General features: G+C 75.1%; 17 protein-coding genes. 5 read left to right on the top strand and 12 right to left on the bottom strand.

Features of this window, described 5'->3' with window-relative positions; translation table 11 throughout:
- Positions 1-178: 178 nt before the first annotated feature.
- Positions 179-2,320: a PAS domain-containing hybrid sensor histidine kinase/response regulator gene (locus BMX97_RS12870; protein ID WP_091750686.1), complete on the top strand. Its 2,142-nt coding sequence runs from the start codon at positions 179-181 to the stop codon at positions 2,318-2,320.
- Between the two features lie 240 nt (positions 2,321-2,560).
- Positions 2,561-4,522 (top strand): PAS domain-containing methyl-accepting chemotaxis protein, encoded by a 1,962-nt coding sequence (locus BMX97_RS12865; protein ID WP_091750387.1) that lies wholly within the window; start codon positions 2,561-2,563, stop codon positions 4,520-4,522.
- 75 nt (positions 4,523-4,597) lie between these two features.
- On the opposite strand, the gene BMX97_RS12860 is transcribed toward BMX97_RS12865, so the two are convergent.
- The 3 genes from BMX97_RS12860 to BMX97_RS12850 form a co-directional block, all read right to left on the bottom strand.
- Entirely contained in the window at positions 4,598-5,881 is a 1,284-nt protein-coding gene (locus BMX97_RS12860) for an NAD(P)/FAD-dependent oxidoreductase (protein WP_091750385.1), read from the bottom strand.
- 20 nt (positions 5,882-5,901) lie between these two features.
- On the bottom strand, positions 5,902-7,140 hold the full coding sequence (locus BMX97_RS12855; protein WP_091750382.1) for an allantoate amidohydrolase: 1,239 nt from the start codon (positions 7,138-7,140) through the stop codon (positions 5,902-5,904).
- Between the two features lie 90 nt (positions 7,141-7,230).
- Positions 7,231-7,593 (bottom strand): metalloregulator ArsR/SmtB family transcription factor, encoded by a 363-nt coding sequence (locus BMX97_RS12850; RefSeq protein ID WP_244538402.1) that lies wholly within the window; start codon positions 7,591-7,593, stop codon positions 7,231-7,233.
- An 89-nt stretch (positions 7,594-7,682) separates the two neighbouring features.
- On the opposite strand from BMX97_RS12850, the gene BMX97_RS12845 reads away from it, so the two are divergent.
- A complete protein-coding gene (locus BMX97_RS12845) occupies positions 7,683-8,531 on the top strand; it encodes a hypothetical protein (RefSeq protein WP_091750378.1) in 849 nt (282 codons plus the stop codon).
- Here BMX97_RS12845 and BMX97_RS12840 read toward each other — a convergent pair.
- The 9 genes from BMX97_RS12840 to BMX97_RS12800 form a co-directional block, all read right to left on the bottom strand.
- Positions 8,519-9,775 carry a BatD family protein gene (locus BMX97_RS12840; RefSeq protein ID WP_091750374.1) on the bottom strand — a complete coding sequence of 419 codons (1,257 nt, stop codon included), beginning with the start codon at positions 9,773-9,775 and terminating at the stop codon, positions 8,519-8,521. The two genes, BMX97_RS12845 and BMX97_RS12840, sit on opposite strands and share 13 nt — an antisense overlap.
- Positions 9,769-10,593: a tetratricopeptide repeat protein gene (locus tag BMX97_RS12835; RefSeq protein ID WP_177202204.1), complete on the bottom strand. Its 825-nt coding sequence runs from the start codon at positions 10,591-10,593 to the stop codon at positions 9,769-9,771. Before BMX97_RS12835 ends, BMX97_RS12840 begins: the two co-directional genes overlap by 7 nt.
- Positions 10,593-11,513: a vWA domain-containing protein gene (locus tag BMX97_RS12830; protein WP_091750372.1), complete on the bottom strand. Its 921-nt coding sequence runs from the start codon at positions 11,511-11,513 to the stop codon at positions 10,593-10,595. The genes BMX97_RS12835 and BMX97_RS12830 overlap by 1 nt, the downstream gene beginning before the upstream one ends.
- Before the next feature lie 10 nt (positions 11,514-11,523).
- Positions 11,524-12,492 (bottom strand): VWA domain-containing protein, encoded by a 969-nt coding sequence (locus BMX97_RS12825; RefSeq protein ID WP_091750369.1) that lies wholly within the window; start codon positions 12,490-12,492, stop codon positions 11,524-11,526.
- Positions 12,493-12,497: 5 nt separating this feature from the next.
- Positions 12,498-12,932 (bottom strand): DUF4381 domain-containing protein, encoded by a 435-nt coding sequence (locus tag BMX97_RS12820; protein WP_091750366.1) that lies wholly within the window; start codon positions 12,930-12,932, stop codon positions 12,498-12,500.
- Complete coding sequence (locus tag BMX97_RS12815) at positions 12,919-13,800, bottom strand: DUF58 domain-containing protein (protein ID WP_091750680.1); 882 nt, start codon at positions 13,798-13,800, stop codon at positions 12,919-12,921. Before BMX97_RS12815 ends, BMX97_RS12820 begins: the two co-directional genes overlap by 14 nt.
- An 83-nt stretch (positions 13,801-13,883) precedes the next feature.
- Positions 13,884-14,858 (bottom strand): AAA family ATPase, encoded by a 975-nt coding sequence (locus BMX97_RS12810; RefSeq protein ID WP_091750364.1) that lies wholly within the window; start codon positions 14,856-14,858, stop codon positions 13,884-13,886.
- A 222-nt stretch (positions 14,859-15,080) separates the two neighbouring features.
- On the bottom strand, positions 15,081-16,259 hold the full coding sequence (locus tag BMX97_RS12805; RefSeq protein WP_091750361.1) for a thermonuclease family protein: 1,179 nt from the start codon (positions 16,257-16,259) through the stop codon (positions 15,081-15,083).
- A gap of 172 nt (positions 16,260-16,431) precedes the next feature.
- On the bottom strand, positions 16,432-17,220 hold the full coding sequence (locus tag BMX97_RS12800) for a hypothetical protein (protein ID WP_244538401.1): 789 nt from the start codon (positions 17,218-17,220) through the stop codon (positions 16,432-16,434).
- A 443-nt stretch (positions 17,221-17,663) separates the two neighbouring features.
- On the opposite strand from BMX97_RS12800, the gene BMX97_RS12795 reads away from it, so the two are divergent.
- Together BMX97_RS12795 and BMX97_RS12790 are read left to right on the top strand one after the other, a co-directional pair.
- Positions 17,664-18,584 carry a lipid kinase gene (locus BMX97_RS12795; RefSeq protein ID WP_091750358.1) on the top strand — a complete coding sequence of 307 codons (921 nt, stop codon included), beginning with the start codon at positions 17,664-17,666 and terminating at the stop codon, positions 18,582-18,584.
- A 13-nt stretch (positions 18,585-18,597) separates the two neighbouring features.
- Positions 18,598-19,338: a TerC family protein gene (locus tag BMX97_RS12790; protein WP_091750356.1), complete on the top strand. Its 741-nt coding sequence runs from the start codon at positions 18,598-18,600 to the stop codon at positions 19,336-19,338.
- The last annotated feature ends 64 nt before the right edge of the window (positions 19,339-19,402 follow it).

Below are 19,402 nucleotides of genomic sequence, written 5' to 3'. Positions count from 1 at the left end.
GCCCCGAACGGCTTTGCCGAATCCGCCGCGCCGGGCGATAAGACGCGACCTCCCCGGGACGGCGCGTCTCCTCGCGCCCGCGAGGCAGATTCCCAAGGTGTCCGATTTCCAAGGTGTCCGATTCCCCAGGCGCCAGACTCCCAAGGTGCCCGAGTCCCAGGTGAACGCCGCGACGCCGATGAGTGACCCCCTTGCGTTCCTGGCCGGCGGCGGCCGCGCGGCCGAGATGATCCGCGCGCGCGACTGGACCGGCCACCCGCTCGGGGCCCCCGAGACCTGGCCGGATTCCCTGCGCACCGCCATCGGCCTGATCCTGAACTCGCCCGAGAGCATGATCCTGGCCTGGGGGCCGGATCTCCACTTCTTCTTCAACGAGACCTACTTCCCGCTGCTTGGCCCCCGCCTCGACTGGGCGATGGGCGAGCGGTTCGACCGCGTCTGGGCCGACGGCTGGGACCAGGCCAGGCCCATCATCGAGGACGCCTTCGCGGGGCGCAGCAGCCGTTTCGTCGACCTGCCCTGGAAGCTCGACACCGACCGGGGCGATGCCGACACCTGGTGGACCTTCTCCTACTCGCGGGTCCTCGACGGGGAGGGCCGCGTCGCGGGTCTCTTCATCCTCACCAACGAGACCACCGCGCAGGTGACCGCGACGCGGCGCCTGCGCGAGAGCGAGGCGCTCGCCCGGCAGAACATCGAGCGGGTCCAGCTCGCCCTGTCGGCCGGCGCGATCATCGGCACCTGGTTCTGGGACCTGCCGACCGACCGCTTCACCGTCGACGAGGCCTTCGCCCGCAGCTTCGGCCTCGATCCGGCGCTCGGCCGGGAGGGCCTGAGCCTCGAGCAGGTGATCGAGACCGTGCACCCGGACGACCGGGCCGGCCTGATCGCCGCGATCGACGCGGTGGTGATCCGCGGCGGCGCCTACGCGCACCAGTACCGCACCCGGCGGGTCGACGGGCACTACTACTGGCTGGAGGCGAACGGGCGGGTCGACCACGCGCCCGACGGGACGCCGCTGAGCTTCCCGGGAGTGCTCATCGACGTGAACGAGCGCCGCGCCGTCGCGGCAGAGCGCGACCGCGCCACCACGATGCTGCGGGCCCTGACCGAGACGCTGGAGCAGCGCGTCGCCGCGCAGACCGCCGAGCTGATGCGGGCCGAGGAGGCCCTGCGCCAGTCGCAGAAGATGGAGGCGGTGGGCCAGCTCACCGGGGGCCTCGCCCACGACTTCAACAACCTGCTGGCCGGCATCTCGGGCTCGCTCGAGCTGATGCAGGCGCGCCTACAGCAGGGCCGGCTCAAGGAAGTCGACCGCTACGTCGCCGCCGCGCAGGACGCCACGCGCCGCGCCGCGGCGCTGACCCACCGGCTGCTGGCGTTCTCGCGCCGGCAGACGCTCGATCCGCGCCCCACCGACGTCAACCGCCTGGTCGCCGGCATGGAGGAGCTGATCCGCCGCACCGTCGGCCCGGCGATCGAGATCGCGGTCTCCGGGCCGGCCGATCTCTGGACCGTGCTGGTCGATCCGCCCCAGCTCGAGAACGCGCTCCTCAACCTGTGCATCAACGCGCGGGACGCGATGCCGGATGGCGGGCGGATCGGGATCGAGACCGGGCATCTGAGCCTCGACGCCGCCGCCGCCCGTGCGCACGAGATGCCGTCGGGCGACTACCTGGCGCTCGCCGTCGCCGATACCGGCACCGGCATGGCGCCCGAGGTGGTGCGGCGCGCCTTCGACCCGTTCTTCACCACGAAGCCCATCGGCCAGGGCACGGGCCTCGGCCTCTCGATGATCTACGGCTTCACCCAGCAATCGGGCGGCCAGGTACGGATCGCCTCGGAGGTCGGCCGCGGCACCACCGTGACGCTCCTCCTGCCGCGCCACCACGGCGCCTCGGAGAGCGAGGCCGTGCGGGCGCCCCGGCGGGAGGCGCCCCGGGCCGAGCGCGGCGAGACCGTGCTGATCGTCGACGACGAACCGACCGTGCGGATGCTGGTGACCGAGGTGCTGGAGGATCTCGGGTACACGGCGATCGAGGCCGCCGACGGCGCGGCCGGCCTGCGCGTGCTGCAATCGGACGCGCGCATCGACCTCCTCGTCACCGATGTCGGCCTGCCCGGCGGGATGAACGGTCGCCAGATGGCGGATGCCGGCCGGGCGCTGCGGCCGGGCCTCAAGGTGTTGTTCATCACCGGCTACGCCGAGAACGCGGCGCTGGGCACCGGCCAGCTCGAGCCCGGCACCGCGGTCCTGACCAAGCCCTTCGTGGTCGAAGCGCTCGCGCTGCGCATCCGCCGGATGATCGAGCAAGACTGATACAACCTCCGGATGATGATGTTCGGAAGTCGTCCCGCGCCCCCGTGCGGTGGAACCGTCGTCCCCGCGGACCCGAGCGAAGCCGACGTGTCGCATACCGACGCGCGTGCGCAGCAAACGCCGGACGATCGATCGGACATTGCAGGGCCGCGGGCCGGCGTGGGGCTGCGCCTTCGTCATAACATGTTAAGTCCGATCTGATTGAACGCGAGGCAATTCAAAGAAACCCGGGACGTCCGCATGTTCGCTTCCGCCCGTCGCTCCGGCACCGCCGCCAAGCTGGATGCCATCGAGCGGTCCCAGGCGACCGTGGCGTTCGATCTCGACGGTCGGCTCCTGGAGGCGAACGGCAATTTCCTGGGGCTGATGGGCTACGCCCTCGACGAGGTGCGCGGCCGCCACCACCGCCTGTTCGTCGATCCCGCCGAGGCGGCGGAGCCCGCCTACGCGGCGTTCTGGGCCTCCCTGCGCCGGGGCGAGTTCCAGAGCGCCGAGTACCGGCGGCTCGCCAAGGACGGGCGCGAGGTCTGGATCCGCGCCAGCTACAACCCGGTGCTCGATGCCCGCGGCCGGCCGGTCCGGATCGTCAAGTTCGCCCTCGACATCACCGCCGAGAAGCAGGCGGCGATCGATTCCGCCGGCCAGATCACCGCCATCAACCGCTCGCAGGCGGTGATCCACTTCGCTCCCGACGGCACGATCCTCGACGCCAACCCGCTCTTCCTCGCGGCGATGGGCTACGACCTCGCCGAGGTGCGCGGCCGCCACCACCGCCTGTTCGTGACCGAGGCGGAAGCCGCCTCGCCGGCCTACCGCGAGTTCTGGGCCGGCCTCGCCCGCGGCGAGTACCACGGCGGCGAATTCAAGCGCCGGGGCAAGGACGGCGGCGACGTCTGGATCCAGGCGACCTACAACCCGATCCTCGACGCGACCGGGCGCACGCTCAAGATCGTCAAGTACGCCACCGACATCACGGCGGCCAAGCAGCACGCCGCCGATACCGCGGGCAAGATCGAGGCGGCGCTCCGCTCCCAGGCGGTGATCGAGTTCGCCATGGACGGCACCATCCTGGAAGCCAACGGCCACTTCCTGAAGGCGATGGGCTACGGCCTCGACGAGGTCGTCGGGCGCCACCACCGCATGTTCGTGTCGCCCGACCAGGCCGCGAGCCCGGGCTACGCCGAGTTCTGGGCCGGGCTGCGCGCCGGGCGCTACGCCGCCGCGGTGTTCCAGCGGCTCGGCAAGGGCGGCCGGGAGGTGTGGATCCAGGCCACCTACACGCCGGTCCTCGACCTCGACGGGCGGCCCTGCAAGGTGATCAAGTTCGCCACCGACGTCACCCACAGCATGACCGTGCGGGCGCGGGCGATCGCGGCGGCCGAGCGGACCCTGAGCCGGGTCCAGGCGGTGTCGGTCGCCACCGAGGAGATGCACCGGACCTCGACGGCGATCGCAACCCAGATGGACCGGTCGCGCGATGCGGTCGGCGAGATCCAGGAGCGGATGGGGACGGCCGGCACCGCCACCGGGCGGCTCGACGCGGCCGCCCAGGCGATGAACGGCGTCGTCGAGGCGATCACCGCCATCGCCGAGCAGATCAACCTGCTGGCGCTCAACGCCACCATCGAGGCGGCCCGAGCGGGGCCGGCGGGCCGCGGCTTCGCCGTGGTGGCGTCCGAGGTGAAGAACCTCGCCGGCCAGGCCCGGGCCGCGACCGACCGGATCTCGGGCGAGATCGGCGCGATGCAGGTGGTGTCGCGGGAGGTCGCCGAGGCGCTCGGCTCGATCCGCGGCGCGGTCGACGCCGTGCAGGGCTTCATCGCCGAGACGAGCTCCGCGAGCGAGCGCCAGCGCGCGACGACCGGCGAGGTCAGCCACAACGTCCAGACCACGGCGGCCGGCGTCGCCGACCTCGCCGGCAGCCTCGACGAATGGCTGGTCGGCGTCGAGGAGCGGCGGATCGGAGACAGGGTGCGGACCTCGAAGCCCGGGCGGGTCACGCTTCCGGCGGGCCCGGGTCCCGAGGAAACCTGCCCCTGCATCGTGCTCAACCTCTCGGAGACCGGCGCCAAGCTCGCTCTCGAGCGTCCGATCCGGCTGCCGGGCCGGATCGTGCTGAGCATCGAGGGCGGGCCGGACCGACCGTGCGACGTGATACGCCAGCAGGGTGTCGAGATCGGGGTCCGGTTCTCAAACCATTGATCCGCCGAAATATTTTCTAATGGAAAATATGTCGGTAGCCGGCTCCACAGCGTGGAGCCGGTCTTTGCCGGACCGTCAGGAAGCCAGACGCGGCCAGCCGAGCAGCCGCCCCGGGGCGAAGGGCGCCAGGGGCACCGAGGGGGTGCGGCCGGTGGCGAGGTCGGCGACGAGGCGGCCGGTGATCGGGCCGGTCGAAAGCCCGATATGGCCGTGGCCGAAGGCGAAGATCAGGCCCTCGTGGCGCGGGGCGGGTCCGATCACCGGCAGGCCGTCGGGGGTCGAGGGGCGCGAGCCGAGCCAGGGCCGGTTGTCGAGGGGCTGGCCGAGGCGCACCGTGCCGGCGGCCTCCTTCGCCGCCGCCTCGATCTGGCGGTAATCCGGCTCGGCATGGCGGTCGGCGACCTCGACGCCGGAGAGCACCCGCACCCGGCCCTCGCCCATCGGCGACAGGATCGAGGCGGCGCCGGTGTCGTAGACCGGCCGGGTCAGGGCCGGGCTGCCGGGCTGGAGCGCGTAGTGGCGGTGATAGCCGCGCTCGGCCGCGAAGGCGAAGCGGTAGCCGAGCGGGCGCGACAGCTCGTTGGCCGCCGCCCCCGTCGCCAGCACGACCCGGCGCGCCTGCACGATGCCGCCCGGATGGACGACGCGCCAGCCCTCCGCCTCGGGCTCGAGCCGGGACACGGTGGTGCGCAGGATCCGGCCGCCGAGGCCGGCGAACAGCTTCTCGCTCGCCTCGACCAGCCCGCCCGGATCGCCGACGGCGCCGGTCTCCGGCAGCAGCATCGCTCGGGCGAAGGGACGGATCAGCGCCGGCTCCAGGGCCTGGATGCCCGCTCCGTCGAGGATCTCGAACGGGACGCCGTGATGGGCGAGGATCTCGCGCTCCAGCGCGGCGCCCGCGAAGGCCTCTTCCGTGCGGTAGAGCTTCACCCAGCCGCTCTCGCGCAGCAGGTGGGGCACGCCGGCCCGGTCGGCGAGGCGGCGATGCTCGGGGAAGGCTGCATCGGTGAGCGGCGCCAGCGCCGCGGCGGCCCGGCGCCAGGCCGAGGTGCGGGCGCTCGCCAGGAAATGCGCCGCCCAGGGCATCACCCGCAGGAGGTGGAGGTGGCGCAGCCGCAGGCCCGCATCGGCGTTGCGCAGGTAGGCCGGCAGCTTGCCCCATAGGGCCGGGCTCGACATCGGGAAGATCGAGCCGCGGCTGACCACGCCGGCATTGCCGTAGGAGGTGCGGGCCCGGGCCTCGCCCGGATCGCACAAGACCACGTCGAGGCCGCTATCCTTGAGCGCGATGGCGGAGGACAGCCCCACCATGCCGCCGCCGACCACCACGATGTCGGCCGTCCGTTCGTCCTGCTGCATCACTCGACGTCTCGTATCGGTCAGTGGGGGAGGCCCGCGAGGTCGCGCACCGTGCCGAGGAGCACCCGCGTCGCCGCGTCGGCATCCTCCAGGGTGATCGACTCGGCGGGGTTGTGGCTGATGCCGCCGCGGCAGCGCACGAACAGCATCGCGGAGGGGCCGAGCGCCGCCATCGCCACCGCGTCGTGGGTGGCGCCCGACGACAGCTGCAGCGGCGCGAAGCCGAGGTCCCGCGCCGCCCGGTCGAGGGCGGCCTGCAGGCCGGGATCGAGGCCGACCGCGGGATTGTCCATGAAGGTCTCGCTCGTGAATCCCACTCCGCGCCGCTGCGCGATCGCCCGGCACTCGGCCTGGATCGCCGCGAACAGGCCGTGGCGGTCGGGGTCGACCGGCGAGCGCACGTCGAGGCTGAAATCGACCTGGCCCGCGATCACGTTGACAGCGCCGGGCACCACCGTGAGCGCCCCCACCGTGGCGACGGTCCCGGGCATGCCCTCGCTCAGGCGCTCGACCGCGAGCGCCATCTCGGCGGCGGCCGTAAGCGCGTCGCGGCGCATCCCCATCGGCACCGTGCCGGCGTGGTTGGCCTCGCCCGTCACGGTGCAGCGCGCCCGGGTCAGGCCGGCGATGGCCGAGACCACGCCGACCGGCTGCACCGCCGCCTCGAGCGCCGGGCCCTGCTCGATATGGACCTCGAGGTAGCCGGCGACCGCCTCCGGGCGCCGGGCGAGCGCCGGGATCCCGTCCGGGTCGCCGCCGAACGCCACCAGCGCCTCGCGCAAGGTGAGGCCGGCGGCGTCGCGGCCCTCCAGCCACTCGGACCGGTACTGCCCGGCCCAGGCCTTCGAGGTCGAGAGCGAAGTCGGGAAGCGCACGTTCTCCTCGTCGCCGAAAGCCACCACCTCGAGGGCGAAGGGCAGGGCCGCGCCGCGCAATTCCTCCGCGACGACCAGGGCCGCCGCGACCCCGAGGGGGCCGTCGTAGCGACCGGCATCGACCACGCTGTCGATGTGCGAGCCGAGCACCAGGGCCGGCAGGCCGGGCTCGCGGCCCTCGACCCGCCCGACCACGGTGCCGGCGGCGTCGATCCGGGCCGAGAGCCCCGCCGCCCGCATCAGGCCGAGCACCGCGTCCGCCGTCGCCCGGTGGGCCGGCGAGAGATAGAGCCGGGTCAGGCGGCCGGGCTCGTCGGTGTGGCGGGCGAGGTCGTCGATCAGCGCCATCACGCGGGCGCCGAGGCGGGGGCTGGTCTCGGTCATGCGGTCGCGACCCTTCGGGCGGGAACCACGGGGGTATGCAGGGACGGTGCCGCGGAAGGCAACCGCCGCATCCCGCCTTCCCGGACTTCGTCAGCCGGCCTGCGGCTCGTCCGGGGTGTCGTCGCCCCGGGCGCCGTCCTTCCGCACCGCCTTGCGCCGGGCCTCGCGCCGCAGCGGTCCGGCGATCGGGCAGACCTCCTGCACCAGGGCGCCGAGCTTGTTGACCAGGCTGTCCTCGACCAGGCTGTACTCGATCCGGTTGCCCTGACGCGCACCGACGATCAGCCCGGCAGCCGACAGGATCGAGAGATGGCCCGACAGCGACGGCTTCGAGATCTCGAACCGCGCCGCGATCTCCCCGGCGCTCAGCGGCCCGGCCGACAGGTAGGCGAGGATCTTGCGCCGGACCGGCGACACCAGCGCCTCCGCCATCACCTGCAGGCCGTCCGACAATTTAGTCTCCTGCCTAATTAGACCGTTGACAAAATAGCAGCCCTCCCCACCCTGTGCAATTTAGGCGACAGCCTAAACAGGAGGCGGCGATGGCGGGGTCGGGTGTCGGGGCGGGCGGGCTCGCGCGGGACTACGCCGCGGCGCGCCGCGAGGCGGAGATCCTGGCCGGGGACACGGGCGACCTCGCCCAGCGGGCCCTGGCCTACCACCACCTCTTCCGCCATTCCGGCGGGCACCACGCCTTCCCGCTGCTCGCCGCGCACGGCGCGCTCTGGGCCCGGGGCTACTTCGCCTGGGGCGCCCAGGCCGGCGCGGCGCTCTCGCTTAGCGCCCTGCACCGGCCGGCCCTGCGCCGGGCCCGGCTCGCCGGCCTCGCGGGTTTCGCGGAGGCGTTTCGGGCGATCAACCGGCGGGTCTTCGTCGAGGTCTATGCGAGCTATCGCTTCACCCTGGCCCACGGCGAGCGGGCCGGCGCCGAGGCCCATGTCGATCCGGTGCTCCTCGACGCGCTCAACCGCTGCCACCATGCCGGGCGGCGGATGACGACGCTCGGCTCGGACGAGCGGGCGCACCTGTTCGAGGCGTTCTTCCGCTGGGAACAGCGCATGGTGGTGGCCCCGGCGGTCGCCGCGGCGGCAGCGGGCTTCGCCTGGGAGCCGGTGCGGCGCCTGGCGCTGCGCCCCGCGATCCGCTTCGCCTACATGCCGCGCCGGGACACGCTGCACTTCGCGGATTTCGCCGACACCAACGAGCGGATCGAGAAGGGCCTGCGCGCCTTCGCCCTCGCCGAGGCGGTCGGCTGGGGCACGGTCGAGGCGCGGCTGTCGCGCTACGGCGCGCTGCCGGCCGGTTTCTTCGCCGCGGCCGGCACCGCCTTCCACGCCACCCGGGCGCGCCTCGTCGCGGCCGAGGCCGGTGCCGTGCCTCAGCCGGCGTGACGCACCGGGCCGTCGAGGGGCGCGAGGGCGTCCGGCACGGCGTCGGGCGGGTGCAGGCGCGCGAGGGCGCGGGCGAGGCCGGCGAGATCCGGCACCGGGTCCCGGCCGTCGCCGAACAGGGCCGCGTCGAGGGCGGCAAGGTGCGGGCCGGTGCCGGGATCGGCCCGCCAGAGGGCGGCGCGCGCCGGATCGCGGCGGGCGGCCTCGCTGATGGCCGCGTGAAAGGCCCGGGGATCGCGGCGTCGGCCGGCCCGGGCGAGCGCCCGCAGGGCGGGCGCCGCCGGCGCCTCGCGGCGGCGAAACGTCCGCCAGGCGCCGAGGCCGACGCCGAAGGCGGCGAGTCCCGCGGCGAGCGCCCGCCAGGGCGAGGCCGGGGCGGGGGGCGGGCCCGCCTCGACCGCCGCGGTCCGGCCGCCGATGATGCGGGCCGGGATCTCGGCCTCGCGCATCACCCGCGCCCTGGTGTCGAACCACGGGATGGTGATCGCCGAGAGGGTGATCGGCTCGGGCACGCCGGGGCGCACGTCCCAGCGATAGGTCACGCGGGCGACGGGACCCGCCGGGGTGATGCGGGTCTGCCGCTCGACCGGCCCGGCGAAGGTGAGGACGCCGCGGGTGCGCAGAACCGGCCGCGGCGGCAGGGCGTCGGCGGTGAGGCCGCTCGCCTCGATCGTCACGGTGCGGCGCGCCGGCTCGCCGAGCTTCAGGGTCTCGGGCTCGGGCTCCCAGGCGTCGGTCACCGTCAGGTCCCGGGCCGGCAGCCACCAGGGCTCGGCCGCGTCGGGCCCGCCCGGGCCCTGCCAGGCCGCGACCGCGATCGGCAGGGGAGGGGAGCGGACCTCGACCACCCGGCGCTCGCCGTTGTCGACGAGCGTCAGGCGATGGACGAAGGGATCGACCGTGAAGCGGCCGGGCCCTTGCGGAAACACCGCGACGACCCGCTCGAAGCTGCGCGCCTCCTGGCCCTGGATCGTCGTGCGGGACCAGCGGTCGCGGCCGAGCTGGGTCCAGCCGAAATGCGGCAGGCTCGGCTGGCGCAGCTCCTCGAGCGCGATCTGGGCCCGGTAGACCCCGTGGATGCGCAGCAGCACCATCTCGCGCGGGTAGGGCTCGGCCGAGCCCGGGATCTCGGCCGTGACCGTGAGGGTGAGGTCGCCGTCCTCCAGCGCCCGGGCGGGCGCGGCGGCGAGCACCAGCACGACCGCGACCAGGCTTGCGCGCGCCATCCGCCGCGTCGTCACCATGGGTTGCTCCCGGGCTGCACGGCGGTGCCGTCGGCGCGCCGGCGGGTCTGCTCGGCGAGGATGCGCAGGCGGACGAAGCGGCCGGGATCGTCCGGCAGGGTCGCGAGCCAGTGCCGGTCGGGGCGGATCTCACGGGCCTCGAAGCTCTTCGAGACCCGGCGCACCTCGCGCTCCACCACCTCGGACACGCTGGCATTGCCGCCGCCCTGGCGCCCGCCGCCCTCGGCGTCGCTGGCCGAGCCGCGGGCCTGGCCGCGGCCGGGATCGACCGCCCGCTGCTCGGCCTTGCCGGTACGGGCGGCCTTGGAGTTGCCGGGCGAGTCCGCCGCCGAGGAGGCCTCGCGGTGGCCGGCGAGCCCTTCGCCGGTCGAGGCGGTGCCGGCGTCGTTGGCGTCGGATTCGGTCTTGGTGGCGTAGCGGGTCGTCGCGTCGGCCTGGGCGTTGGCCTCGCCGGCGGTGCGCCCGCCGGGAGCGTCGGGCGTGTCGAGGAGGCGCTCCATCAGCTCGCGGTTGGCCTTGGCGTCCTCGTCGGACGGGTCGCGGACGAGCGCCGCGTCGTAGGCGGCCATCGCGCCCTTGAGGTCGCCGGCGAGCGCGAGCGCGTTGCCGCGGTTGTAGGGCGAGCCCGCGAAAGCCTCCGCGGCCTCCGGATAGCGGCCGGCCGCATAGAGGGCAGTGCCGCGCCAGGCCGGATCGTCGCTGATCGCGGCGGCGAGGTGAGGCATCCCGGCACCCAGCAGGAGGCGGGCCAGCGCCGCGGGCTCGATCGTCAGCCCGACGAGGACGAGGCCGCCGGCGGCCAGGAGGGCGATCCGCATCAGGCGCTCCGCCGAAACAGCAGCAGGACCGGCAGCAGGGCGAGGCCGGCGAGCCAGCGGCCGAGGTCGCGCCAGGCCAGCACCGCGTAGCCGCCCTCGGCGAGGTGGCGGGCGACCGTCTCGGAGATCGCCGCCAGCACGGGAGCCGGGGCGTCGAGGCTGCCGGCGCTACCGCCGCCGAGCGTGGCGAGGCGGGCCATCCCGGCGCCGTCCGGCCGCGGCGCCTCGGGCGGCAGGGCGGGATCGGTCACCAGCACGGTGTGGAGCCGGTGGCCGTCGGCCGCCAGCGCCGCGACCTCGCGCGTCGCGGCCTCGTCGAGGCCACCGCCGTCGCTCACCAGCACCACGTCGCCGGTCACCACCGCGCCCTCGGCCAGCGTCCGGCGGGCGAGCGCGAGCGCCCGGGCCGGGTGGCTGCCGCGGTCCGGCACCGTGGCGCCGTCGAGGGCGAACAGGATCGTGCCGAGGGACTCGCGGTCGGTGGTCGGCGTCGCGGCCAGGTAGGCGTCGCCCGCATAGGCGACGAGGGCGACCGAGCGGGTGCCGGCGGCCTCGGCCAGCGCCTGGGCCAGCACCCGCATCTCGCCGAGGCGCCCGCCCTCGGCGACCGAGCGCGACAGGTCGAGGCACAGGATTGTGGCGTCGAGGTTGCGGAAGCCCGCCACGTCGCGCCGCTCCAGCGCCGGGCCGGCGAGCCCCAGCGCCAGGAGGGCGCCGGCCGAGACGAGGAGAACCTGCCCGACCCGGCGCCCCGGCCGCACCGCCCCGCGGGCCGCGAGCGCCGCCATCAGGTGCGGCTCGACCGCCCGGACCCAGTCGCCGAGCGGCGCCGAGCGATGGGCGGCGCGCCAGGCGAGCAGCCCGAGGACCGGCAGGGCGAGGAGCCACCACGGGCGCAGGAGCGTGACGGCTTCGGTCATGGACACGTCCTCACGCCGCCCTCCGGGTCAGCAGCAGGGCGAGCGCCGCGAGCAGGGCCGCGGCGCCGGGCCAGGGCCAGAGGTCGCGGCGCAGCGGCACCGGCGGAGCCCGGTCGCGGCCGCCTTCGAGGGCGTCGATGCTGTCGGCCACCCCGGCGAGGTCGTCGGTGGTGCGCACCCGGAAGAACCGGCCGCCGCTCGTCGTCGCGACGTCGCGCAGGGCGTCCGAATCGACCACGTCCTGCTCGCCGTTCGCGTCGGCGAGGTCGCGGGGTCCGAGCGCGATGGTGTGGACCCGGATGCCGAGCTCGCGGGCAAGCACGGCGACGTCCCGCGGGGTGGTCTGGCCGGCATTGTTGGCGCCGTCGGAGAGCAGCACCACGACCTTGGAGGGACCCGGCAGGGCCTGAAGGCGCTTCAACGCCAGCCCGAGCCCGTCGCCGATGCCAGTCGAGCGGCCGACGAGCCCGATCTGCGCCTCCTCGAGCGCCCGGGCGACGGCCTTGGTGTCGAAGGTCGGCGCGGCGGCGACGTCGGCCTGGTCGGCGAAGATCACGAGGCCGACCCGGTCGCCGGTCCGGCGGCGGATGAAGTCGGCGCCGACGCGCTTGACCGCGGCGAGCCGCGAGGAGGTGCGCCCGTCGAGGGAGAAATCGATCCGCTCCATGCTGCCGGAGAGATCGAGAGCGAGCACAATGTCGCGCCCCGAGGCCGGCAACGCCGCGCCGGGCAGGACCAGCCGCGGGCCGGCGAGGGCGGCGACGAGGGCGACCCAGAGCAGCCAGGTCAGCGCCGCGCGGCCCCGCACCCCGACGGTGAGCGGCCCGCCGCGGTCGAGCCCGGCGACGAGGGAGGCGGGAACGGCGAGCGCCCCGCTGCCCCCCGGCCGCGGCGGCAGGAAGCGGGCGGCCAGAAGCGGCAGCGGCAGCAGCAGGGCGGCGAGGGGCGCCGCGAAGTCGAGGGAGGCGAGGCCGGCCATCGCCGTCAGGCCCGCAGGCCGGCGACGAGGCGGGCGAGCCCGGCCTCGGCGGCGGCGAGGTCGGGCACCGGCCCCGGGGCGTAGAGGGCCTCGGTCAGGACCCGGCCGGGGCCGCGGCCGAAGAAGTCGGTGCGCAGGGCGGCGTCGAGCCCCGCCGGCCCCTCGACCCCGAGGCTGCGGGCGAGCCGCCGGCTGAGGCGCGCCAGGGCGAGGCGGCGCTCGGCGGGCGGCAGGGCGCGGGCGGTGGCGAGCTCGGCCAAAGCCGCGCGCCGCACCGGGCGGGCACGCCAGCGCGGCCATAGCCAGGCGACGAGACCGGCGAGCGCGAGGCCGATCACGACCGCCGCCAGCACCCCGGGCCGGACCAGCCCGGGATCGGGCGGCAGGTGCAGGCCGCGCAGGGTCGAGAGCGCACCGGGGGGAACCTCACAGCACGGCATCGAGCCGCTCCATCAGGGGTGCGACGCCCTCAGGGCCCATCTCGGAATCGACCCGCAGGGTCGCGACGCCGAGGCGGGTATAGGGCGCGACGCGCTCCTCCGGCGCCGGCCGCGCCTTGGCGGGTCCCTTGGCGGGCCCCTTCGCCGGCTCCTTGGCGGGCCGCGCGGTGCCGCGCCGGCCGTCCGGGGTGGCGTAGGGATAGAGGCCGGGCGGGGCCGCGCGCTCGAACGGGTCGCTCACCAGGATCAGGCTCACGGCGATCCGCTCGGCCAGGACCGCGAGCACCTCGGCGAAACCCTCGCCCGGCGCGTCGAGGGCGCTCGCGAGCACGAGGTGCCCGCCCGCCGGCAGCAGGGCGCGGGCCCGCTCCAGCACGGGGCCGAGCGGCGGATCGGGGTCCGGCGGGCCGAGGAGCGCGCTCTCGTGGGCCCGCGCCAGGGCCTGGCACAGGGCCGCCATGCCGCGCCCGCCGCCGGCGGGCGGCAGGGCGGCGGGCTCGGGGGCGGCGACGCAGAGCCCGACCCGGCCGCCATCGCCGACGATGCGCCAGCCGAGCAGCACCAGCGCCTCGGCGGCGGCGACCGAGCGCAGGGCCCGGCGGGTGCCGACCAGCATCGAGGGCCGGAAATCCGCCACCAGCACCACGGCCCGGTCGCGCTCCTCGTGGTGGGTGCGGACATGGAGCGAGCCGGTGCGGGCGGTGACGTTGCGGTCGATGTGGCGCACGTCGTCGCCCTCGGCGAAGGGACGCACGTCGTCGGGCTCGGTGCCCCGCCCGCGCCGCCGGGTGACGAGGCCGCCGGGCAGGCCCGCGCGGACCCGGGTCGCCGTGCCGGCGCCGCGGCGGGCGAGGTGGCGCAGGCCCATCAGGGCGGCGGCCTCGAGGGCGACGCCCGGGGCCTTGAGCGGGTCGGAACCGGGAAGCGGCCGTGCCACGGTCGGGACGATCCTCAGAGCGGGTGCACCCGGTCGAGCAGGGCGGCGACGAGCGCCCGGGTGGTCTGGCCCTCGGCGGCGGCCCGCCAGGTGAGGGCGAGGCGGTGGGCGAGCGCGTCGGGGGCGAGCGCCACCACGTCGTCCGGGGTGACGTGGTCGCGCCCGTGCAGGTAGGCCCGCGCCTTGCCGGCGAGCATCAGCGCCAGGGTGCCACGGGGCGAGACCGGATGCTCGATGGCGCCGCGCAGGTCCGCCGCCGCCGGCCCGCCCCGGGTGGCGGCGACGAGGCGGACGAGAAAGTCCTTGAGCGCCGGCGAGACGTGGGTCTTGAGCGCGGCCGCGCGGGCGGCGCGCAGCTCCTCCGCGGTGAGCCGCACCGGCATCGGCGCGACGTCCTCGGTCATCTCGCCCTCGACGAGGTCGAGGATGCGGCGCTCGGACGCCTCGTCCGGCATCTCGACCACGACGTGGAGCAGGAACCGGTCGAGCTGTGCTTCCGGCAGCGGGAAGGTACCGGCATGCTCGATCGGGTTCTGGGTCGCCACCACCATGAAGGGGTCGGGCAGGGCGTGGGTGGTGCCCGCCACCGTGACCTGGCGCTCGGCCATCGCCTCCAAGAGCGCCGACTGCACCTTGGGGGGCGCGCGGTTGACCTCGTCGACCAGCACCAGGGAGTGGAACAGGGGGCCGGCCAGGAACTCGAACCGCCCGCCGTCGGGCCGCCAGACCGTGGTGCCGGTGAGGTCCGCGGGCATCAGGTCGGGGGTGCACTGGATGCGGGCGAAACCCGTGTCGAGCCCGTCGGCGAGACGCTTGACCGCCCGGGTCTTGGCGAGGCCCGGCGCGCCCTCGATCAAGAGGTGGCCGCCGGTGAGGAGTCCGATCAGCAGCCGCTCGACGAGGCCGGCCGAGCCGATCAGGCCCGCCTCCAGGCCGGTCCGGAGGGCATGGAGCCGCGCGCGCCCCGCGTCATCGGGCATCGGGGGCATTGCCCCGACGGTTCCCCGCGCCACCGCCTGCTCAGCGCCTCGCGCCATCCGCTGCGTCCCCTCCGCCGCGCCGGTGCTTCGATGGCCCGGCCTTGCGCGGATCAGGCCGCGTCCCGGCGGATGCGTCAATCCCGTGGGGAAGGGTGACGACGTATTCTTAAGTCCGCGGTAAGAGTGGGGACCCGGGCGGAGGGGCGCCGAACCCGCTTGCGGAGACCCGCCTCAGGGCCTCGCCCAGATGCCGAGCCGGGCCGTGCGGGCGTGACGCTCGGCGTCGACGAGGTCCGCCGTCGCCTCGGGGGTGGCGCGGCCGCCGCCGTTGTAGAGGACCACCTCCGAGAGGTCGTGACCGTCGACCGTGCAGATCCAGGCCGTACGGCCCGGGTTGGGCTGGCAGTTGACCGGACGACCGGCGAGGTAGCCCGAGAGGTCGCTCGCCTGGGCGCCCCGGGCGGCCTCGACGCCGGAGAGGCGCAGGGTCCGGCCGCCGAGGCGCAGGGTCGCGGTGTCGACCACCTCGGCGACGCCGGCGACCGGGCCGTCCGCCACCGCGCCGGTCTCGACCGGCTCGCGCTTGCCGCCGGGTCGCGCCTCGGCGGATTTGGGCTCTCCCGCCTTCTCGGACGGCCTGGATTCCACGGGCTTCGTCTCGGGGGCCTTGTCGGCGACCGTCCTGTCGGCGCCAGTCCTGTCGGCGCTCCTGGGCTCGTCGGGCCGCGCCGGCGGCCGGGCCTCGGCCGTGCGGGTCGCGGCCTGTCCCTGTGCCCGGGCGATCGCGGCCCGGTCGGCGGCCGGCTCGGGATTGCGCAACGCCGCGTAGGCGCCGCCGAGCAGCACGAGCGCCCCGAGGGCGGCGTAGAGCGGGCGCCGGGCCGCTCCCCGGCCGGGCACCGGCTGGCGCCGCGCGAGGCCGGGCTTCAGCCCCGCGCCCGGCGGGGGCGGGGCGACCGGGAGCGCGGCCGCCTCGGGCGGAGCGGGCTCCGGGGGCGGACGGCGCAGGCGCGCCCCGAGACCCCGGACGGTCTCCTTCAGCCGCGCCGTCCGGTCGGGCCGGGCGGGGGCGGGCGTGCCCGGCCGGGGCGCGGGATCGACGACGATCCAGTCCCGCGCGGCCGGCGTCGAGGCGGCAGGGCCGGGCGCGGCGGGTGGCAGGAAGAGGGTCGGGTGCTGGCGGCGCAGCTCGTCGACGAGGTCGCCGAGGGTCAGGGGCTGCACCTCGCCGGCCGCGGTTCGGGTGCGCGGGCGCCCGTCGCGGTCGACGACCTGGTAGCCGGGCGGGGCGTCGAGGCGCCGGATCGCCGCTTCGACCAGGAGCTCGAGGGTGCGACGGGCCACCGCGACGGGACGCTGACGGTCGATCTCCGCCCGGATCAGCGCCTGCAACTGCTCACGCGTGGTCATGTCCGCATCACGTCCCATCGTCCCGGCAGCGGGGGTCCCGAGCCGCCCCCGTCGTCCGGGCCGCCCCTCATGTAGGTGCCGAACGGCGTCCTGTCACAGGGCGGCCGCGCTTGTTGTCTCGCCCGCGGCGCCCGTCGGGCAGCGGCCACGATCGGGAAGTTGCGAGATACGCTCAGTCGCGGCTCGCCACGGCCTCGCGGCGCACGACCCGGCTGTTCTCCGACACGATCACCGGCCGCCCGCCCGCCAGGCTGACGGCGAGCTCGAGGTCGACGGTGCCCTGCGAGCGCACGCCGCGGGCGGGGCTGAAGGCCGAGAAGTCGACCGTGGCCCGCACCTGGCACAGGGCGAGGCCGGCGCTGCAAGCGGTGCGCAGGGAATCCGGCCGCGGCCGGTAGCGCCGCTCCGGCCAGCGCTGCACGAAGCGGCGCTTCTCGGACATCAGGCTCGCCACGCTCATCGTGCGGCCGTGGAAGACGACCTGATTGCCGTAGAAGCCCGGCGCGTCCGCGAGCGTCGTGCCGTTGGGCCCCGAGATCGACGCCAGGTAGTCGCGCGCGAGGCGTTGCGAGGCCACCGCCCAGTCGCGCATCTGACCGTCCGAGACGGCGACCGGGGCGGGCGCGGGAATCTGGACCGGCAGCGGCCGCTCGGTCCGGGCGAGGCGCGCGGCGCGCCTGGCCTCGGTGGCCGCGTGGAGCCCGCTGCGGGCCGGCCGGTGCGCCTCCTCGGCGAGCCGGCGCGGCGCGGTCGGCTGGGCCTTGGCCTGGACCTTGGCGGGCGGCGCCTCGACCCGGGGGCCGGGCTCGACCTTCGGCGCGGGGGCGGGCCCCGCGCCGGCGCGGGCGGGCGGATCGACCCAGCCCTGCGCCAGGGCGGCGGGCACCATCAGGAGGCTCGCGCCGAGCCCGAGCAGGGCGGCCGCGGGGCGGGTGGGGAGAGGCCGGAAGGGACCGAGCATGGGGGCGGCACCGGGGGAGGACCAGGGTCAGAACGGTGAACGTTCGTCGCCGCGGTTACGGTTCCATTGCGGACGCTGCGCCCTCCCCGCTACCCACGCTGCCCACATCCCCGCGCGGGTCCCGGGACCACCGCGGATCGGGCCGGCGTCCCGCGCGAAGGGCGCTCCTCCCGGCCCGGTGGCATGCTCGCCGAGCCTGCGGCGCCCGTGCGAGCGTGCAGCCCGAGCGCGCAGCCCTTACCAAATGCAGCTCTTGCCAAGCGCAGCCGCGACCCCACCTGAAGGGCTCCCCGGGTCCGGGCCCCTCTGGCGGTTCGAGGCGTCGACCGCGATGTCGGACCCCTTCTCTGCCTTTGTGCTGACGCGGCACGATCGCACTGGAGGGCCCGCATTCATGCGCGTCGTTCCCCCCGCCCATCCCGGTCCCGTCGCGGGAGGCGCCGATGTCCGGCGCTGAGGCGACCCGGCGGGCCCTGCTCGTCGTCAACACGAAGGCCCGCAACGGCGGGCTCGATCTCGAGGCCGTGAAGGGCGTGCTGCGCCGCGGCGGCATCGAGCCGGTGGAGCCCCCGCCGGGCGAGACCGATTGCAAGGCGCTGATCCACGCCCACGCGGCCACCTGCGACATGGTGATCCTGGGGGGAGGCGACGGCACCCTCAACGCCGCCGCCCAGGCGCTCGCCGAGGCGCAGCTGCCGCTGGGCATCCTGCCGCTCGGCACCGCCAACGACCTCGCCCGCAGCCTCGGCCTGCCGGCCGACCCGCTGGAGGCCGCGGAGGTGATCGCCTCCGTGCCGGCCCGGCCGATCGACCTCGGCTGCGTCAACGGCCACTACTTCTTCAACGTCGCCAGCATCGGCTTCTCGGCCGACCTCGCCGGCGAGCTGACGGCCGACCTCAAGCGCCGCCTCGGCACCGTCGGCTACGCGGTCGCGGCGTTCCGGCTGCTGCGCCGTTCGCGGCCGTTCACGGTCTACATCGAGCACGACGGCACGGTGGAGACCGTGCGCACGATCCAGGTCTCGGTCGGCAACGGCCGCCACTACGGCGGCGGCATGACGGTGGAGGAGAACGCCACCGTCGACGACGGCCTGCTCAACTTCTACAGCCTCGAGGTCGCCCATTGGTGGCGGCTGCTGGCGCTGCTGCCGGCCCTGCGCAGGGGCACGCAAGGCAAAGCCGCCGACGTGCGCGCCTTCCAGACCACCGAGGTGGTGCTGCGCACCAAGAAGCCGCGCCCGGTCAACACCGACGGCGAATTGACGACCTACACCCCCGCCCACGTGCGGGTTCTGCGACAAGCCGTCCAGGTCCATGCCCCGCCGCCCGCGGCGCCGGCGGGCCGCCCCTCGATCTTCCCGTAGAGAGGATCTCGCCGTGGAGTCCCTCGTTCAGCTCGCCGCCGACCCGACGGCGTGGGCCGCCCTCGCGACCCTCGTCGTCATGGAGGTCGTGCTCGGCATCGACAACCTGATCTTCATCTCGATCATCACCAACAAGCTGCCGGTGGCGCAGCAATCGCGGGCCCGGCGCATCGGCATCGGGCTCGCGCTGATCCTGCGCCTCGCCCTGCTCGGCACCGTCGCCTACATCGTCCACCTGACCCAGCCGGTGTTCGAGATCTTCGGCAAGGGCCTGTCCTGGCGCGACATGATCCTGATCGCCGGCGGCCTTTTTCTGCTCTGGAAGGCCACCAAGGAGATCCACCACAGCCTCGATCCCGATCCCGGGGAGAAGACCGGCGGCGGGGCCTCGCTGGGCTACGCCGCGGCGATCGGCCAGATCCTGGTCCTCGACCTCGTGTTCTCGATCGACAGCATCATCACGGCGGTCGGCATGACCGAGCACGTCCCGATCATGGTGATCGCGGTTCTCGCCGCGGTGACCGTGATGCTGGTGGCCGCCGATCCCCTGTCGCGCTTCATCGCCACCAACCCGACGGTGGTGATGCTGGCGCTGGGCTTCCTGATCATGATCGGCATGACGCTGATCGCGGAAGGCTTCGGGGCCCACGTGCCGAAGGGCTACGTCTACACCGCCATGGCGTTCTCGGCCGGCGTCGAGCTCCTCAACATCCTGGGCCGGCGGGCGAAGAAGGCGAAGCGCAACGCGGCGTGACGCACGCGCGAACGTCGCTGCGAGAACAGCCCCCGACCGTCACCCGGTCGGGGGCTGTTCTCGT

The organism is Methylobacterium sp. ap11 (assembly GCF_900110515.1).
GTDB classification, from domain to species: domain Bacteria; phylum Pseudomonadota; class Alphaproteobacteria; order Rhizobiales; family Beijerinckiaceae; genus Methylobacterium; species Methylobacterium ajmalii.
Note: the sequence above shows the minus strand (reverse complement) of the source record. Positions and strands in the feature narration are given on the sequence as shown.

Bases quoted from the DNA above. Each gene is read 5' to 3' on its own strand.
- BMX97_RS12860 (WP_091750385.1), bottom strand. From the start codon at position 5,881: ATGCAGCAGGACGAACGGACGGCCGACATCGTGGTGGTCGGCGGCGGC.
- BMX97_RS12810 (WP_091750364.1), bottom strand. From the start codon at position 14,858: ATGCCCCCGATGCCCGATGACGCGGGGCGCGCGCGGCTCCATGCCCTC.
- BMX97_RS12815 (WP_091750680.1), bottom strand. From the start codon at position 13,800: ATGGGCCTGCGCCACCTCGCCCGCCGCGGCGCCGGCACGGCGACCCGG.
- BMX97_RS12855 (WP_091750382.1), bottom strand. From the start codon at position 7,140: ATGACCGAGACCAGCCCCCGCCTCGGCGCCCGCGTGATGGCGCTGATC.
- BMX97_RS12795 (WP_091750358.1), top strand. From the start codon at position 17,664: ATGTCCGGCGCTGAGGCGACCCGGCGGGCCCTGCTCGTCGTCAACACG.
- BMX97_RS12840 (WP_091750374.1), bottom strand. From the start codon at position 9,775: ATGGTGACGACGCGGCGGATGGCGCGCGCAAGCCTGGTCGCGGTCGTG.
- BMX97_RS12830 (WP_091750372.1), bottom strand. From the start codon at position 11,513: ATGACCGAAGCCGTCACGCTCCTGCGCCCGTGGTGGCTCCTCGCCCTG.
- BMX97_RS12870 (WP_091750686.1), top strand. From the start codon at position 179: ATGAGTGACCCCCTTGCGTTCCTGGCCGGCGGCGGCCGCGCGGCCGAG.
- BMX97_RS12845 (WP_091750378.1), top strand. From the start codon at position 7,683: ATGGCGGGGTCGGGTGTCGGGGCGGGCGGGCTCGCGCGGGACTACGCC.
- BMX97_RS12825 (WP_091750369.1), bottom strand. From the start codon at position 12,492: ATGGCCGGCCTCGCCTCCCTCGACTTCGCGGCGCCCCTCGCCGCCCTG.
- BMX97_RS12865 (WP_091750387.1), top strand. From the start codon at position 2,561: ATGTTCGCTTCCGCCCGTCGCTCCGGCACCGCCGCCAAGCTGGATGCC.
- BMX97_RS12800 (WP_244538401.1), bottom strand. From the start codon at position 17,220: ATGCTCGGTCCCTTCCGGCCTCTCCCCACCCGCCCCGCGGCCGCCCTG.
- BMX97_RS12835 (WP_177202204.1), bottom strand. From the start codon at position 10,593: ATGCGGATCGCCCTCCTGGCCGCCGGCGGCCTCGTCCTCGTCGGGCTG.
- BMX97_RS12820 (WP_091750366.1), bottom strand. From the start codon at position 12,932: ATGCCGTGCTGTGAGGTTCCCCCCGGTGCGCTCTCGACCCTGCGCGGC.
- BMX97_RS12805 (WP_091750361.1), bottom strand. From the start codon at position 16,259: ATGACCACGCGTGAGCAGTTGCAGGCGCTGATCCGGGCGGAGATCGAC.